At 69.9% G+C, this 15,881-nt stretch carries 12 protein-coding genes; 5 read left to right on the forward strand and 7 right to left on the reverse strand.

Going from position 1 to position 15,881, the window contains the following annotated elements; genetic code table 11:
• Positions 1–87: 87 nt before the first annotated feature.
• Positions 88–1,281: an aggregation-promoting factor C-terminal-like domain-containing protein gene (locus E3O44_RS12245; protein ID WP_241976302.1), complete on the forward strand. Its 1,194-nt coding sequence runs from the start codon at positions 88–90 to the stop codon at positions 1,279–1,281.
• A gap of 180 nt (positions 1,282–1,461) precedes the next feature.
• Positions 1,462–1,836 carry a hypothetical protein gene (locus tag E3O44_RS12250; protein WP_134535059.1) on the forward strand — a complete coding sequence of 125 codons (375 nt, stop codon included), beginning with the start codon at positions 1,462–1,464 and terminating at the stop codon, positions 1,834–1,836.
• Positions 1,837–1,844: 8 nt separating this feature from the next.
• On the opposite strand, the gene E3O44_RS12255 is transcribed toward E3O44_RS12250, so the two are convergent.
• Positions 1,845–2,627, reverse strand: a complete 783-nt coding sequence (locus tag E3O44_RS12255; RefSeq protein WP_134535060.1) for an IclR family transcriptional regulator — start codon at positions 2,625–2,627, stop codon at positions 1,845–1,847.
• A 107-nt stretch (positions 2,628–2,734) separates the two neighbouring features.
• On the opposite strand from E3O44_RS12255, the gene hutH reads away from it, so the two are divergent.
• From hutH to E3O44_RS12270, 3 genes are all read left to right on the forward strand, one after another.
• Entirely contained in the window at positions 2,735–4,342 is a 1,608-nt protein-coding gene (gene hutH / locus E3O44_RS12260; protein WP_134535061.1) for a histidine ammonia-lyase, read from the forward strand.
• Between the two features lie 138 nt (positions 4,343–4,480).
• Entirely contained in the window at positions 4,481–5,128 is a 648-nt protein-coding gene (locus tag E3O44_RS12265) for a response regulator (protein WP_134535062.1), read from the forward strand.
• A 14-nt stretch (positions 5,129–5,142) separates the two neighbouring features.
• The gene (locus E3O44_RS12270; RefSeq protein ID WP_134535063.1) at positions 5,143–6,558 is read left to right on the forward strand and encodes a sensor histidine kinase; all 1,416 of its coding nucleotides are present in this window, start codon (positions 5,143–5,145) and stop codon (positions 6,556–6,558) included.
• Positions 6,559–6,596: 38 nt separating this feature from the next.
• On the opposite strand, the gene E3O44_RS12275 is transcribed toward E3O44_RS12270, so the two are convergent.
• The 6 genes from E3O44_RS12275 to E3O44_RS12300 form a co-directional block, all read right to left on the reverse strand.
• On the reverse strand, positions 6,597–9,038 hold the full coding sequence (locus E3O44_RS12275) for a S8 family serine peptidase (protein WP_134535064.1): 2,442 nt from the start codon (positions 9,036–9,038) through the stop codon (positions 6,597–6,599).
• Complete coding sequence (locus E3O44_RS12280; protein ID WP_166792641.1) at positions 9,035–10,873, reverse strand: copper resistance CopC/CopD family protein; 1,839 nt, start codon at positions 10,871–10,873, stop codon at positions 9,035–9,037. Before E3O44_RS12280 ends, E3O44_RS12275 begins: the two co-directional genes overlap by 4 nt.
• Before the next feature lie 29 nt (positions 10,874–10,902).
• Positions 10,903–11,427, reverse strand: a complete 525-nt coding sequence (locus E3O44_RS12285) for a hypothetical protein (RefSeq protein ID WP_134535066.1) — start codon at positions 11,425–11,427, stop codon at positions 10,903–10,905.
• Between the two features lie 57 nt (positions 11,428–11,484).
• Positions 11,485–12,087, reverse strand: a complete 603-nt coding sequence (locus E3O44_RS12290) for a hypothetical protein (RefSeq protein WP_134535067.1) — start codon at positions 12,085–12,087, stop codon at positions 11,485–11,487.
• The gene (locus E3O44_RS12295) at positions 12,084–14,507 is read right to left on the reverse strand and encodes a multicopper oxidase family protein (protein ID WP_134535068.1); all 2,424 of its coding nucleotides are present in this window, start codon (positions 14,505–14,507) and stop codon (positions 12,084–12,086) included. Before E3O44_RS12295 ends, E3O44_RS12290 begins: the two co-directional genes overlap by 4 nt.
• Positions 14,508–14,526: 19 nt before the next feature.
• Positions 14,527–15,873 carry a multicopper oxidase domain-containing protein gene (locus E3O44_RS12300; RefSeq protein ID WP_166792642.1) on the reverse strand — a complete coding sequence of 449 codons (1,347 nt, stop codon included), beginning with the start codon at positions 15,871–15,873 and terminating at the stop codon, positions 14,527–14,529.
• Positions 15,874–15,881 lie beyond the last annotated feature (8 nt).

A 15,881-nucleotide genomic window follows, 5' to 3' on the forward strand; every position in this document is an offset into this window, starting at 1 on the left:
GGCCGGGACGGTCCACGGGCCGCGAACTACACTCGGTAAACGGCGGATGGGAGACAAGTGCGGGCGAGAGTGCGGGCGTGGAGTGTGATGGCGACCGTCATCGCCCTGCTCGGCGCGGGCGCATCCGTCGCCGTTCCCGCCCAGGCCGACGACTATCCGAGCTGGGCCGACGTCGAGGCCGCCCGCGCCTCGACCGCGGCGACCGAGGCGGAGGTGTCCCGGATCGGCACCCTGCTGACGGGGCTCGAAACCCAGGCCGCGACACTCGGAGACGCGGCGATCACCGCGAGCGCGGCATCCGCCACCGCCGACACCCAGTCGCTCGCTGCCGCCGCACGCGCCGCGACCCTCGCCGGCAGGCTCGCGACCGCGACCGAGAAAGCCCAGACAGCGGATGTCCAGCTCGGGCTCCTGGGTGCGCAGCTGTACCGCTCCGGCGCGAGCGACGCCGTCGCCACCCTGCTCCTGGTTCCGGGCCAGGCGAGCGATCTCCTCGCGGCGCTGAGCACCTCGACCAGGCTGAGCGAACTGACCTCCGGCATCCGCGACCGGGCCCTCGCCCAGCGCAACCTCGTGCAGAGCCTCGAGGAGCAGGCCGCCGTGGCGTCGACGGAACGCGACCGCCTCGCCGTCGAGGCGAAGGATCGCGCGGCGGCCGCGGCCGAGGCCCAGCGCGCGGCCGATGCCCAGCTCGCCGAGCAGCGCACACGCTCGGACGTGCTCGATGCCCAGCTCGCGAGCCTCAAGAACACGACGGCCGAGACGGAGCGCTCCTACCGGGCCGGCGTCGCAGCGGCCGCGGCGTACCAGAAGCAGCAGGAGGAAGCCGCGCGGGCGGCCGTGGCGAACGCGGCGGCCCAGGCCGCTGCGGCAGCGGCGGCCCAACCGGCGTCGGGCGGGTCCGGGTCGAACGGATCCTCCGGTTCCGGCTCGGGCGCCGGGTCGACCACGGCCCCGCCGTCCGGCACCGTGTCGTCTCCCGCGGCCGCCCGGGCGTACGCGGCCGGCGCAGTCTCCGCGCGGGGCTGGGGCGGCGGCGAATACACCTGCCTCGTGTCGCTCTGGAACAAGGAGTCCGGCTGGCGGGCCGACGCCTACAACGCGAGCTCGGGGGCATACGGCATCCCCCAGTCGCTGCCGGGCAGCAAGATGGCCTCCGCCGGAGCCGACTGGCGCACGAACGCCGCAACCCAGGTCGACTGGGGCCTCGGCTACATCGCCGCCGCCTACGGAACGCCCTGCGGCGCGTGGGCGCACTCGGTCAGCGTCGGCTGGTACTGAGCCGGGCATCCGCTGCGCGACCGGGCTCCCAGCATTGACCGCTGGGGACAATGGTCACCCGCGCACCGGCCACACAGTGGTCGCAGCGACGACTGTTGCGCTCGGCGGGTCCGCAGATGGATGCGCCGCGCGAGAATGGAGGCACGTCGCCCGTCCGCGGTGACCGGAGTGGAGCCCCGCATGACCGAATCCGAGCTCGTCAACCTGTGGATCAAGGCCCGCTGGCACGTCATCGTGTCCCAGGTCGCCCCCACCTTCCTGCTCACCGCACTGGTGGGTTTCCTGGCCCTGGGTCTGGCCGGAACGGCGCCGAGCGTGCGGGTCGCGGCGGCCGGCGTGCTCCTGGCCTCCGGCATCCTCGGCGCGCTCGTGCAGATCAACGCCGCCAATGAGGCCCTCGCTGTGATCGCCGACCTGCGAGCCGGGGGAAGCACGTCGGCCGTGACCCTGCGCATCGTGTCTGCGGCACCGTGGGTGAACGTGGTGCGGTTCGTGACGCCGGCCGTGTTCGTCGTCGTCTACGTGGCCCTGCTGATCGCCCTGTTCGTCCGCTGAGGCAGCTGTCACGGACGCCCGTGGATGCGGCGGGAGAGTTCCGCGGCGGTGCCGGCGAGTTCGGCGGCGAGCGCGGGCCACAGGTCTTCCGCGATCCGCTCGCGGGGGAAGGTCACGGCGATCCCGGCGGCGGGCCAGCCGGTGTGGTCCCGCACGGCGACGGCGACGGATGCCATCCCCGGCGTGATCTCCCCGTCCTCGCGGGCGAAGCCGTCGGCCCGCACCCGCGTCAGCAGCGCACGCAGTTCGGATGAGCTCCGCGGTCCCTGGCCGGGGCCCTCGCCCTGGCGGCGTTCGAAGGCCGCCTTGTCGGGATATAGCGCGCGCAACTGGGCGGCGGGCAGCGCCGCGAGCAGGGCGCGGCCGCTCGCGGTGAGGTGACTCGGGAGGCGGACGCCGACATCCGTGACGAGCGAGGGCCGCCGCGGCGCGCGTTCCTCGACGAGATAGACGACGTCGCGGCCGTGCAGCACGACGAGGTGGGCGCTCTCGCCGATGCGGTCGACGAGCTGCGCGACGAGCGGCCGGCCCAGGTGGGAGAGGGGTTGCTGGCGGGAGAATCCGGTGCTGAGCTCGAAGGCCGCGACGCCGAGGCCGTAACGGCGCTCCTCGGGGAGGTGCACGACGAATCCCTGCTCGACGAGCACGGCGAGCAACTGGTACACCGTCGACCGCGGCAGGTCGAGGGCGGTCGCGATCGCGCTCGCCCGGGCCGGGCCACGCTGCGCGGCGAGGTGGGAGAGCAGCCGCAGGGTATTGAGTGCGGCCGGCACCTTGGGGGTGACCGCCATCCTGATGCCTCCCTGCCTGCCACCCCGTGCGCAAGATGTCCGGTATCCCGGACACATTCGAGTGTATCCGTGTCCCCCGGCCGCCGCGTCGGGTGTGCAATCAGAAGATGAGCCACACCGAAGCATCCGTCACAGCGGGCACCCACCCGGCCGCAGCATCCGCCGCCACATCGAGCGCCGCACCCGTCACCGTCGGCGCCGGCGCCGTCTCGTTCGCCGACGTCGTCGCCGTCGCCCGTCACGACGCTCGCATCGTGCTCGACCCGGCCGCTCTCACCGGCGTCGCGGCGACGCGCGCGATCATCGACGGCCTCGCGAGCGACGTGAACCCGCACTACGGCATCTCGACCGGTTTCGGCGCGCTCGCGTCGACGTTCATCGAGAGCGACCGCCGCGCCCAGCTGCAGGCGAGCCTCGTGCGCTCCCACGCCGCCGGCAGCGGGCCGGAGGTCGAACGGGAGGTCGTGCGCGCCCTCATGCTGCTGCGGCTCTCGACCCTGATGACCGGACGCACCGGAGTGCGCCCCGCGACCGCCGAGGCCTATGCGGCGGTGCTCAACGCCGGCATCACCCCGGTCGTGCACGAATACGGTTCGCTCGGCTGCTCGGGCGACCTCGCCCCGCTCGCCCACTGCGCCCTCGCCGTCATGGGCGAGGGGCGCGTGCGCGACGCTGCCGGCACGCCGATGGGCGGCGCCGAAGCCCTCGCCGCAGCCGGCATCACCCCGGTCGTGCTCGCCGAGAAGGAGGGCCTCGCCCTGATCAATGGCACCGACGGAATGCTCGGCATGCTCGTCCTGGCCCTCACCGACCTGAAGCGCCTCCTCACGACCGCCGATATCGCCGCGGCGATGAGCGTCGAGGCCCTGCTCGGCACGGATGCGACCTTCGCGGCCGACCTGCAGGCCCTCCGGCCCCAGCTCGGCCAGGCCGCGAGCGCCGGCAACCTCCGCGCGATCCTCACCGGCTCGCCCCTGCTCGCCTTCCACGCCGGCCCCGAGGACCCGACCGTCCAGGACGCCTACTCGCTGCGCTGCTCCCCGCAGGTGCACGGCGCCGCCCGCGACACCGCGGACCACGCCGCACTGATCGCCGGGCGCGAGCTCGCGAGCGCGGTGGACAACCCCGTCGTCACCCTCGACGGCCGGGTGATGTCCAACGGCAACTTCCACGGCGCCCCGGTCGGCTACGTGCTCGACTTCCTGGCGATCGCCGCCGCCGACGTCGCGAGCATGAGCGAGCGCCGCACCGACCGCCACCTCGACGCATATCGCAACAAGGGCCTGCCGCCGTTCCTCGCCCACGAGGTCGGCGTCGACTCCGGCCTGATGATCGCGCAGTACACCGCCGCCGGGATCGTCTCGGAGCTCAAGCGGCTCGCCGTGCCGGCCTCTGTCGACTCGATCCCCTCCTCCGCGATGCAGGAGGACCACGTCTCGATGGGCTGGGCCGCCGCCCGCAAGCTCCGCCGCTCGATCGACGGCCTCGAGCGCGTCCTCGCGATCGAGATCATGACCGCCGCCCGCTCGCTCGACCTGCGCGCGCCGCTCCTGCCGGGTGCGGCGACCGGCGCCGTGCGCGACCTCGTCCGCACCGTCGCCGAGGGTCCGGGACATGACCGCTTCCTCTCCCCCGAGATCGAAGCCGTCGTGCAGATCGTCGCGACGGGCGCGGTGACGGATGCCGCGGCATCCGTCACGGGGCCGCTCGCCTGAGTGCTCGACCGGCGCCCGGTTCGTCCCGAACGGGGGTATCGCGGCAGATAGACGAACCGGTCGGGTGAGGCCATGATGATGACCTCAACACGCAGGTAGTCCAGTTCCCGACAGGGCAGCGACCGACCCGGGGGAACAATGATTCGCATCCTGCTCGCCGACGACCACACCACGTTCACCGAGCTGCTCGCGGGCGCGCTCAACCGGGAACCCGATCTCTGTACGGTGGGAACGGCCCAGAGCACACGACGAGCCGTCGAGTTGAGCCGTGAGCTCCAGCCCGATCTCATCGTGCTCGACTACCACCTGACAGACGGCAGTGGACTCGCCGCCGTCGCACTCATCCTCGCCGAGCGGCCGTCGACCCGGATCGTGATGCTCACCGGGGATCCCAGCCCGGAGGTGATCGAGCAGGCGGCGGCGCTCGGCGTGTGTGCCTTCCTTCCCAAGGATGGCTCCCTCGCCGGGCTCGTCGACACGATCCGTCACGCGCGGCTCGGCACCTTCTCGCTGCACCCTTCCCTCATGGTTCAGCTCAGCACCCAACGGCAGTCCCGAATGCTGGAGCAGCCGTCAACGTCGCTCACCCGCCGCGAGCTGGACGTACTCGCCCTCATGGCCGAGGGCACCGAGGTGCGGATCAGCGCCCAGATCCTCGGAATCTCCGAAAACACCTGCCGCGGCTATGTGAAGTCGATTCTCGCCAAGCTCGACGCGCACTCGCAGCTTCAGGCCGTGGTCAACGCGACGAAACTGGGCCTCCTGGAGGTGCGGGAGCGTGTGTAGTCCAGCATGCGACGATGGCTGAGACTCGTCGTCGTCGCGACGAGCACGACCGTCGGTGGCTTCGCGACCGGGGTGGCGGACACGACCGGACCTGGCTTCGCAACCGGGGGTGGGTCCACGACCGGGGATGGGCCCGCACCAGAGGGACCAGTGATACCTCCGAGGTTCGGAGCGCCGTCCTGCGTTTCCTCGCCATCGGCGTGATCACCCTGGTCGCCGTCCTGATCCCGGTGTACGCCTGGATCCACGGCCAGGCCGAGCAGCGTGCCCTCTCCGAAGCCATCCTGCGCACTCATCAACTCGCCGATTTCACGGTGGGCCCGCTCCTGGACAGAGCCGTCCGGGCCGGAGACGCATCGGCGATCAGTCGAGTGAATGCCGGGCTCAAGCCGTGGATGGCAGACGGCTCCCTGGTGCGGGTCAAGATCTGGAGCGGCGACGGGAAGATCCTGTATTCGGACAGCGCGGACCTGATCGGCGACACGTATCCCCTCCCGGCGTGGAGCCCCGACCTCCTGTCCGGGGGACGGGAACACGCGTGGCTCGGCCAGCCCATCGGCCTGGACACCGTGAACGAGGCGGCGGCGGGCGAGCTGGTCGAGATCAACGTCCGTGCAACGGATGCCGAGGGCTGGCCGGTCATCTTCGAGGCGTATTTCGACGATGAGGCCGTTCAGAACGCCCAATCCCGGCTCATGCTGGACGTGCTCCCCGTGCTCGTGGTCTCGCTCGTCCTGCTGCAGCTGGCGCAGCTCCTTCCGGCGATCGGACTTGCCCGCCGGATCCAGGCCGGCCAGGCATCCCGAAGGCGTCTGGTGCAACACGCCATCGTCGCATCCGACTTCGAACGACGCAGAATCGCCCGGGAGCTCCACGACGAAGTGATCCAGGACCTCGCGGGCCTGTCGTATGCCCTCGAAGCGGAGGAGAGGCACGGTGCGAGTGAACGTCGCGCACTCACAGGGCAGGCCCGTGGGATCCTCCTGCGCAACCTGCGCACCTTGCGCGCGATCACCACCGAGCTTTATCCGCCGGACCTGGAGCGGCTCGGTCTCAACGAGGCGCTCCGACGCCTCCTGGACCACGTGGCCGATACCGGCATCGTCGTGCACTCCGAGTTGTCTCCGGATGTTCCGTCCGACAAGGAGCGGATCGCTGTGCTGTACCGCGTCGCCAGGGAGGCCCTCGCCAACGTCGTCAAGCACTCCCGTGCCTCCGTCGTCGACCTCGTCATCACCGGGGACGCGGTGACGACGAGCCTGTCGATCCGGGACAACGGTCGCGGCTTCGACCCGGCCGCTGCGGCCCCCGGTGGGCATCTGGGACTGCGCATCATGCGCGACACCGTGCAGATGACGGAAGGGTCCCTCTCGATCACGTCCGTCGTCGGAGAGGGAACCACTGTCCTGGTGCGGATTCGCCGAGCCTGACCAGGACCTGGCCTCGCCCGGCCTCGCCGGCCTCACCGTTACGGGACATCGAAGGCGTCCAGGTCCTGGTTGGCGGCGGTGAGGCCGTGAGCGGTGCCGTCGAAGTAGACCGACCAGGTGCCCGCGTTGTAGTAGACGACGTCCTCGTCCTGGACCGCGCCCAGAACCGGCACCGTCGTCGTGTCGGCGCTGAAGGACAGGTAGAAGTGCGTGGCATCCACCCGCACGAACCCGTCCACGTTCGCCGCGGCCGGCAGACCGTACGGCGCGGCGCTCGCGTCGATCACCCGGCTGAACACCGTCCCGTTCCAGCTGTAGACATCCGCGTCATCGGCGGTACCGCCCACTCCGGGCGGGTTCGAGTTGCCGAGGGTGGAGAAGTACAGCGTGGATCCGACGACGCTGATCGCGTCCACGTCCAGACTGTTGCTGCCGCCCAGGCCGTGCGCACTGCCCGTGAAGTAGAGCGACCAGGAGCTGCCGTTGAAGAAGACGACGTCCTCGTCCTGCACGTTGCCGATCCCGGGCACGTTCACCTGGTCCGTGAATGACAGGTAGAACTGGGTCGGGCTGACCCGGTCGAAACCGTCAACGTTGGCACCGCCCGGCAGGTTGTACGGCGCGACACTCGCGTCGACCACCCGGCTGAAGGCCGTGCCACTCCAGTAATAGATGTCCGCGTCATCGGCCGTGCCGGCCACACCGGCCGGGTTCGTGTTCCCCAGCGTGGAGAACGACAGCGCCGCCGGCACCACGGGCTTGATCTTGTCGATCACCAGGATCGTCGTCGCCACCGCACCCCAGTTACCCGCCGCATCCCTCGCATGCACGAAGACGGTGTGGTTACCGCCTGCGAGCGCGGCGAGGAGTGCTGCGGGGATCGCGGCGTCCAGGCCGGCCGTCGGCGGGGTCGAGGTGACGCTCATGGCCGCCCCCGTCCCATTGGCGCCGAGGGTATCGAGGAAATACTCGGCCGCCGCGATGGCGGAGCCCCCGGTCGTGGTGTCGTTGGCCGTGGCGTGCAGGCCGGCATCGGTCGTGCCGTTGCTGAGGCTGGGTGCAAGAACGAGTGACGACGTCACCGGGCCGGTGAGGTCGGCGGCGATCGGATGTTCCAGGAGCCACTGGTAGGCGGCCAGGACGTTGAGCCGTCCGGAGCCATAGGACGGGTCCGGACCGGTGGGGCCGAGATCCAGCGCGGTCGCGGTGAGCGCCGCCTGCGCCTGGTCGGTGGTCAGTCCGGGGACCGAGCTGAGGAGCAGCGCGAGCGCTCCCGTGGCGTTCGGCGCGGCCATCGACGTGCCGGAGGCGGTCTGATAGAGACCGTAGCGATCATCGGTGAGGATATTCACGCCCGGCGCGACGAGGTCGGGGAAGATCCGGGTTCGCCCGCCGCACGTGGATGGCCCACGACTGCCGGAGGTATAGATCAGATCGTTTCCGGTGACCGCGCCAACGGCCAGGGCCTCGGGGTAGTTTGCCGGACTCACGCTCGTGGAAGCGCCCGAGCCGTAGTTTCCGGCGGCGAAGACGGGCAGGATGCCGACCGCGCGCAGGGCTTGCAGGTCGGGCTGGAACGAGAGATCGCACCCGGGTCCGGCGCCGATCGACCACGACCCGTTGACGAGCTGGGGAGCGTCCGGCGTGTTCGGATCATGGTCGGGGTCCAGCACCCATTGGAATGCCTGGTGGATCGCCGTCGCCGTCGCCACGCCCCTGTCGTTGAAGATCTTTGCGGCGATCCAGCGGGCGCCCGGAGCCACCCCGATCGACGTGCCGCCGGCATCCCCGCCGAGGATCACGCCGGTCGTCGCCGTGCCGTGGCCGGTGAGGTCGGTCGGCGTGACGGGATGCTCGCCGTAGGGATCGAACCAGCTGTCCGTTCCACCGCGCCAGCGGCCCGCGAGGTCCGGATGGGAGACGTCCACGCCGCTGTCGAGGCTCGCAACCACCACGCCCTGCCCGGAAAAGCCCAGGTTCCACAGGGCCGGAGCGCTGACCTTGTCGACGCCGGGTTCCGGGAGGCCGACGGAAGGAACCACGGTGACTTCGTCGGGGATGATGCTCTCGACGTCCGGGCGCTCGGCGAGGTCCCGGATGACATCCGCGGTGGCGGTCACCGAGATCCCGTTGACGACCCAGAGGGGGATGCTCCTGGTGACCGTGCCCTGGTCGGCCCTGGCTCGCAACAGGGTTCGGATCGGCACCTGCGACGCGTTCGCGGTTGCCGTCAGCTCCTGGATGGCGCCCTTCAGCCGGGCTGCCCGGCTGGTACCACGGACGCGCTTGAGGTCGGCCCTGTCGCGCAAGGTCACGACCACGGTGGTCACACCGCCGGGAGGGAGGGCGGCGAGGATCGCCTGGAGACCGGGGTCGAGGCCGGCGGATCCCGGAGCGGTGCCGGGCCGGGCCGAGGCCGCGGGGGCGAGCCCCGTGACCAGCAACGCGACCAGTGCCGCCACGGCAAGTGTCTTCTTCATCGTTTGCTCCCGCTGTTTTCGCTGGCCCGCACCGGATGGAGCGAAACCGCGACCGCGGCGGGCCTCCGGCGACGGACGAAGTAGACGGCTCCCAGCAGGGCTCCGAGGAGCAGGACGGCGAGAACGGACGTCACCATTTCCAGTGGACGGACATCCGCGGGGCCCGCGACGGCGACAGTCCAGTCGACGCGCGTGACCGCGGTGGGGAAGCCGTCCCGATCGAGGGCAACGGTCGCACTCCAGTCGCCCGACGCCGGCTGGGCCGTCTCGGCTTCGAAGCGGCCGGGCTCGATCCGCTCGAGGACCACCCCACCCGTTGTCCCTGTCGGTCCGGCGAGGGTGACCGTGACGTCGCTGACGGGCTCCGCCTCGAGCTTGACGATCGAACGGGACCGCACGATGAGGCGGCTCCGGTCCGGTCCGGCCGCCACCTGCTCGAGCGTAACGAAGAGCCCGTCGACGGTAGCGGTGTGCAGGGTGGTCTCCTTGGTCGCCGAGGCGACCTCGCGGGCGGTGGGAACCGAGGTCAGCAACCCCGCGGCGCCCACCGCGAGCACCAGAACGAGGACCTCAGCACCGACGATGACGGCAAATCGCCGGGGTGGTACCGGCGCCCATCCGCCGGATCGGCCGAGGATTCGGCCCACCCGCGCGGCCAGTCGGGGATTGACGAGCAGGGTGTTGATCCCGCCCAGAACCAGGGCGACGACCACCAGGACGAGCTTTCCGGCGACGACGGCGCCATAGACGGTCGAGGCCACGAAGCTCAGGTCGGGGACGTGGAGACCCGCCTCGTAGAGTCCGGTCGCGACCAGGACGACGGTTGCGATGGCCGCCATCGGGCTGAACGCCCGCCAGGCCGACGCGAGGATCGACCTGCGGGTTTCCCGGTTGCGGTGGAGCAGAGGGCTCAGACACAGGGCGAGGACGGCGAGGCCACCGGCCCAGACTCCGGCGGCGACCAGGTGCGACGCGGCAGCAAGGACAGCCAGGACGGATCCCCGGGGCAAAGTTGACGCGTGACCAGCCCACGACTCCAGCCCGACGACGGCCACGAGCGCGATGACGGCACTCCGCAGCTGCCCGCCGGCCCGAGGTGAACGTGCGGCCCGGTACAGGGCGACCGCCGTGATCACGAGCGCGATTTCCCGCCCCGACCACAGGTAACCCCAGGGGGTGCCGGTCAGGGTTGCCCAGGTTGCGTCGAACCAGTCGCCCAGGGAGCCGCCCCCCGGTTGAGTGAGCAGAAAGGGGGTGAGTGCCCCGGTGACGACCGCGACGCCGGCGGCGAGAGCTCCGATGAACCGTGCCCGCCGGCGCGGAGCCATCCCCGTCTCGTCCGTCGAACCGAGCACTCGACCCGAGACGGCAAACGCCCCGATACAGAGGATGATCGCGGAGAGATCGATCCAGCGGATCAGGAGTCCCGGCAGGTCGGGGAGTCCGTCCGCTGCGGAGGCGACTCCCGCGGGACGGGTCCCGACGCCGAAGTACATCGTCCCGTTGGACGTGTGACCGTCGTCGGTGGCGAGCACCTTCCAGTCCAGCAGGTACGTCGCCTTCGCGAGCGGTTGCGTCTGGATCCTGACGATGCCGCCGTCATCCGCTTCGGACACGGACGCACTCGCGGCCACCCGCTCTCCGTCGGCCGTGCGGAGCTCGAAGGTGCTGGCATCCTCGGAGATGGCCTCCGTGAACCAGAGAGTGAGGGTCGTTCTGCCCACGGAAATCACGCCGCCATTGGGCGGATCGGAGCGCTCGAGTCCGCTGTGGGCCCAGGCCGGCGACGCCCCGAACAGCACCAGCACGACGGCGGCAAGGAGAATCGCGGCCACGCGGCTCCGAATCCGGGGCCAGGACCGGGTCATCCCCGGGCCTCGATGTGCTCGAGCCGGGAGTCGCCCAGAACCAGGGTCACGAGTGACCCGGCGTGAATGGCGTTGTGGGAGTTGGCGAACAGGAAGAAGTAGGTTCCCCCCAGCTCGAGCTCGGACGCGTGGTGGGGCCTGGAGATGACCATGGTCGCCCCGGTGTCCTCCACGACCACGATGGGGAGCAGGGTCGTATCGTGGATCATCCGATCGGCCTTGTCCGGGTCGACGACCTGGTAGCGGAATTCGATCAGGCCACCCGCCGCCGTGACTCCGATCAGATTGACGTCGATCCCGTACCGGGCCGCCATGCCCTCGGCGGTGACGAGGGTGGTGCCCGCACGGACATCGGCCTTCTGTCCCGGCCACCAGGCGAACGCGGCACCTGTGCTCACACCGAGAAGAAGGAGGGCGACCACGGCGATGGCGACCAGGCGGCGGCGACCGGGACGCTCCATCGAATCCTCCGGGTTCGACTCCGGGTGCGTGTCCGACTGGGGCAGGATGTCCGTGGTCATTGTGAGTCCTTCCTTCCGTCGGCCGGCCGGGGGTGGCCGGCCGGCCGACGGTGTTCGCTACGGGACATCGAAGGCGTCCAGGTCCTGGTTGGCGGTCGTGAGGCCGTGGGCGGTGCCGTCGAAGTAGACCGACCAGGTGCCCGCGTTGTAGTAGACGACGTCCTCGTCCTGCACAGCGCCCAGGACCGGCACCGTCGTCGTGTCGGAGCTGAAGGACAGGTAGAAGTGGGTCGCATCCACTCGCACGAATCCATCCACGTTCGCCGCGGCCGGCAGGCTGTACGGCGCGGCACTCGCGTCGATCACCCGGCTGAACGCTGTCCCGTTCCAGCTGTAGATATCGGCGTCGTCACCGGCTCCAGTGACGCCCGGGGGTACCGCGGCATTGTCGGTGGAGAAGTACAGCTGACCCCCGACGATGCTGATCGCGTCCAGGTCCGTCGCCCGGGCTCCGGTGAGGCCACGAACACTGCCATCGAAGTAGAGCGACCAGGTGGTGCCGTTGAAGAAGACGACGTCCTCGTCCTGCACGTTGCCGATCCCGGGCACGTTCACCTGGTCCGTGAATGACAGGTAGAACTGGGTCGGGCTGACCCGGTCGAAACCGTCAACGTTGGCACCGCCCGGCAGGTTGTACGGCGCGACACTCGCGTCGATCACCCGGCTGAAGGCCGTACCGCTCCAGGANTCACCCGGCTGAAGGCCGTACCGCTCCAGGAATAGATGTCCGCGTCATCGGCCGTGCCGGCCACACCGGCCGGGTTCGTGTTCCCCAGCGTGGAGAACGACAGCGCCGCCTGCACCTGGAGCACCGTGGACGCGGTCCCGCTCCAGTTCCCGGCAGCATCCCGCACCCGCACCGTCAACGTCTGCGGGCCCTCGCTGAACCCTCGCACGTCGACAACCGAGGACACGGCCCACGGGCCCGTCCCGGTGAGAGTCATCGGCGTCCCATTGCCGGCACCCGGATCCGCCCCCGAGAACCACTCGGCACGCGTGACGGCCGAACCGGCATCCGTCGCCTGCGCCGTCAGGGTTACCGTAGCGGCGCCCCCCGTCGGGTTCGGTGTTGCCGCGACCGCACTGACCGAAGGCTTGACCTTGTCGATCACCAGGGTCGACGTCGCCACCGCACCCCAGTTACCCGCGGCATCCTTCGCATGCACCGAAATGACGTGGCTCCCATCCGAGAGCTTGGCGACGGTCGCCAGTGGAATCTCGAAGTAGCCGGCCTCGGAAGTGCTGTTGTAGGCGGCGTCCGTGGCCCTGACCACGATGCCGGAGCCGTTTGCGGTGACCGTGTCGATGAAGGCCTCGGCCGAGCTGATGTTGCTGCTGACGGTGGCGGAGACGGGATCAGCCATGGTCGCCACGGTCACCCGGATGGCTGAAGGGCTGCCGTTGAAAGCCAGGGTGCCGTTGTTGGGTGTCGGCGCGACCGTGATGCCCGAGGTGGTGGGCGCGGTCTTGTCGACCACCAGGTTGATGGCGACTGGCGCGCCCCAGTTGCCCGCTGCATCCTGGCTGTGGATCGACACGACGTGGGTGCCTTCGGCGAGCGCGTTCACGGTCGCCGCAGGGATGGTGGCGTCCAGGCTGGCCGTCGGTGCGGCAGCGTTGACCGCCAGCACCGGTCCCGAACCATTGGGTCCGACGGCGTCGATGAAGTACTCGGCCCCGGTGATATTCGAGCCGCCGGTCGCCGAGTCGTCCCCGGTGGCGTGCACGGCGATGACCGCAGTCCCTGTCCCGTTCGTGAGGCTGGGAGCCAGTGACGGGGACTTCGTGGTCGGTCCGGTGGCGTCGCCGCCGGTGACCAGCACGGAGCTGAAGACACCCCGGTTACCGACGGAGTCCTGGCCTCGGACGTAGACGATGTGCTGGCCGGACGGAATGGACACCGAGGCGGTGACGTTCACGCTGCCGGCTCCGCTGCCCGTCATCGGGACGCCTGTGCCGGTCACGGTGTCGATGAAGTATTCGGCCCCCGCGATGATCGATCCACCGGTGCTGGTGTCGGAGACGGTGGCGCTCAGGGCGCCACCCGCGAACGCGACAGAGTTCGTGGCCGGTCCGCTTGTGTCCGGCCCCGCCACACCGCTCGCGGGGACCGTCACAAAGGTGAGCATCCCGCCGGCGCCGGCCGCGTTGCTGTTGTGCAGCAGCAGGCTGCCGTCGTAGATCGGCAACCGGTTCAGCGCGGCAGTCGCGGCAGGGGTCGTGACGACGGCGTCCGCCGTTTGGCCGGGACCGAAGGTCTCCGCAATGTAGTGACGTGAGTACTTCAGTGGGCTGCCGTCCAGTGCGACGACCTTCTGCTCTGTGCCGAGTGAGGCCAGGGAATGGTACAGGCTGCCCGCGTTGACGTAGCGGAGTAGGACTTTGTTACCCGCGGCCGCCGCCGGGATCGGGTCCGTGTTCGGGTAGGCCTTCCCGTTGATGAGGGAGTACCGGGGAGCGTACTTGCGCATGTCGAAGGCCGCCGGGCTGGCAGCGTTGTTGAGAGCCGGGTCGATCTCACTGAGAACCAGGACCGCCTCATCGTCGAACGCGGTGGTCGCGTCGTACGCCTGACCCGGTGTCGCGGGACGGACGATCAGCGCGCCATACAGCCCCATCGCCACCTGGTGCTGGCCATTCGGAACCAGACCGGCCTCGTAGAGGTACGTGCCCGGACGGCTGGCCGTGAAGGTGTAGGTCGTGGATGCCGCGGGGGCGGCGCCGACGCGATCCGGAACCATTTGCTGCCCCTGGAAGAGCAGGGCGGTGTTCTCCGGCAGCTGGTTGTGCAGCGTGACGGTGACCGTGTCGCCGGCGTTGACGCACAGTGTCGGCCCGCCGGGCCGGGTCACGCCGGCACCAGCGGTGGTGCTGTAGCCCCAGACGGTGACGGCCTGGGTTCCCAGGGTCGTGGATCCCGAGGCCGCGTACAGGTCGCCAGGCGCGGTGCAGGACACACTCGCGGCCTGGGCCGCGGCCGCCGGCGCGAGGAGGGCCACCAGCACGGCGAGCCCTCCCCCCGCCAGCAGCCCGGTCACGAGGGCGGAGACCGTCTTCTTCATGCTCTTCCGGTGAGACATCGTTCTGCACCCTTCCTGGTCAACCGCAGCTGTTGGGCGTCGGCGGATCGATCCGCATGTACGTGATCGGCCCGGTCATATTCGTGCCCCAGGACGTGATCTGGAACAGGGCGTGGTTGTGGGAGATGATGTAGTACTCGCCGCACTGGTTCACGCTCTGAATGCCGGGCGGCAGGGCTTCCTTGGTCCCGAGGTACGGACTTCCGCTGTAGAAGACACCGATCGATTGGTCGGCCAGCGACGGCACCGTCACCGGGACCGGGTTGGACGGGGAGTAGTTCTCGGCGTCGTACCACTTGAAGATCACGTCCCAGGTCTGCCCGGGGCCGATGTTGATGGCGAACTTCTCGAACGCGAGGTCCTCCCCCGTCGGACCCTCCAGCGGGCGGCCATCCCTGGCCACGACGAGGCCGTTGTTACCGTGCGGGTGGAACGGATAGTCTTCGGTGCCCACATTCAGGTAGCGGGCCATCCCTGGCTGGTCGACCGGGACGGCCGTGCGGTCGAATTCGCCCACCTGCGCGAGCGCACCGTACGGCTGCGCAGGCAGCCAGCTTGCCCCGTTGTCTGCGATGCTGTCCGGGTAGCCGCGCCCGTTGATCAGCCAGTACCGCGGGTGGTAGTTGTTCATGTTGAAGCTCTTGCCGTTCTCGACCGCCTGGTGCTGGTAGGGGTCGATCTCGCTCAGGAGCACCATGAATTCCTCGGCCGGATTGAACCGGCTGTCCGCCCGGTTGTTGGCGTACTCGCTCGCGACCGAGCCGGCCGCTCCACCCGATGGAACGGCCGACGGGCGCACGATCAAGGCGCCGAACAGGCCCATCCGGACCTGTTTCTCGGGGTTGGTCCCCGACTCGTACACGAAGGTGCCCGGGTTGGCGGCCACGAAGCTGTATGTGACGGTCCCGCCTCCGGCAGCGGCCGTGCTGGTCAGCGAGGTGATCGCGCCTGACCCTGTGGACTCCGGTTGCGCCGGGGTCCCGTTGGCCAGGACATTCGTCTGGCCCGGAAAGACGATCGAAGCGGCCTCCGGCAGGGTGTTGCGCAGGATCACGGTGACCGTGTCTCCGGCGTTGACGCACAGCACCGGACCCGGGTGCTGGAAGGCGCCGAACCCACTGGAATACCCCCACATGAACGCGGTGTTTCCGTCGGGCAGGCTGATGTAGCCGGTCTTGGTCGTCAGGTTGAAGATCGGGGTGGTGGCACCTCCCCCGACCCCCGTGGTGCAGGCGATACCGACCCGTGGAGGGGTCACGGCGATCGCCGGCTGGGTGAACGTGGCCATCGTGGCCCCGACCAGGGTCAGGGCGAGCAGCAGCGCCGCCCGGCGCAGACCGCGAGCGCGAACCTTCACGTGCGACACGGCATTCC

Source organism: Cryobacterium algoricola, from assembly GCF_004402485.1.
Classification (GTDB): domain Bacteria; phylum Actinomycetota; class Actinomycetes; order Actinomycetales; family Microbacteriaceae; genus Cryobacterium; species Cryobacterium algoricola.

Excerpts from the sequence above, each read along its gene's own strand:
- E3O44_RS12265 (WP_134535062.1), top strand. The coding sequence starts at position 4,481 with ATGATTCGCATCCTGCTCGCCGACGACCACACCACGTTCACCGAGCTG.
- E3O44_RS12255 (WP_134535060.1), bottom strand. The coding sequence starts at position 2,627 with ATGGCGGTCACCCCCAAGGTGCCGGCCGCACTCAATACCCTGCGGCTG.
- hutH (WP_134535061.1), top strand. The coding sequence starts at position 2,735 with ATGAGCCACACCGAAGCATCCGTCACAGCGGGCACCCACCCGGCCGCA.
- E3O44_RS12275 (WP_134535064.1), bottom strand. The coding sequence starts at position 9,038 with ATGAAGAAGACACTTGCCGTGGCGGCACTGGTCGCGTTGCTGGTCACG.
- E3O44_RS12250 (WP_134535059.1), top strand. The coding sequence starts at position 1,462 with ATGACCGAATCCGAGCTCGTCAACCTGTGGATCAAGGCCCGCTGGCAC.
- E3O44_RS12285 (WP_134535066.1), bottom strand. The coding sequence starts at position 11,427 with ATGACCACGGACATCCTGCCCCAGTCGGACACGCACCCGGAGTCGAAC.
- E3O44_RS12270 (WP_134535063.1), top strand. The coding sequence starts at position 5,143 with ATGGCTGAGACTCGTCGTCGTCGCGACGAGCACGACCGTCGGTGGCTT.
- E3O44_RS12245 (WP_241976302.1), top strand. The coding sequence starts at position 88 with ATGGCGACCGTCATCGCCCTGCTCGGCGCGGGCGCATCCGTCGCCGTT.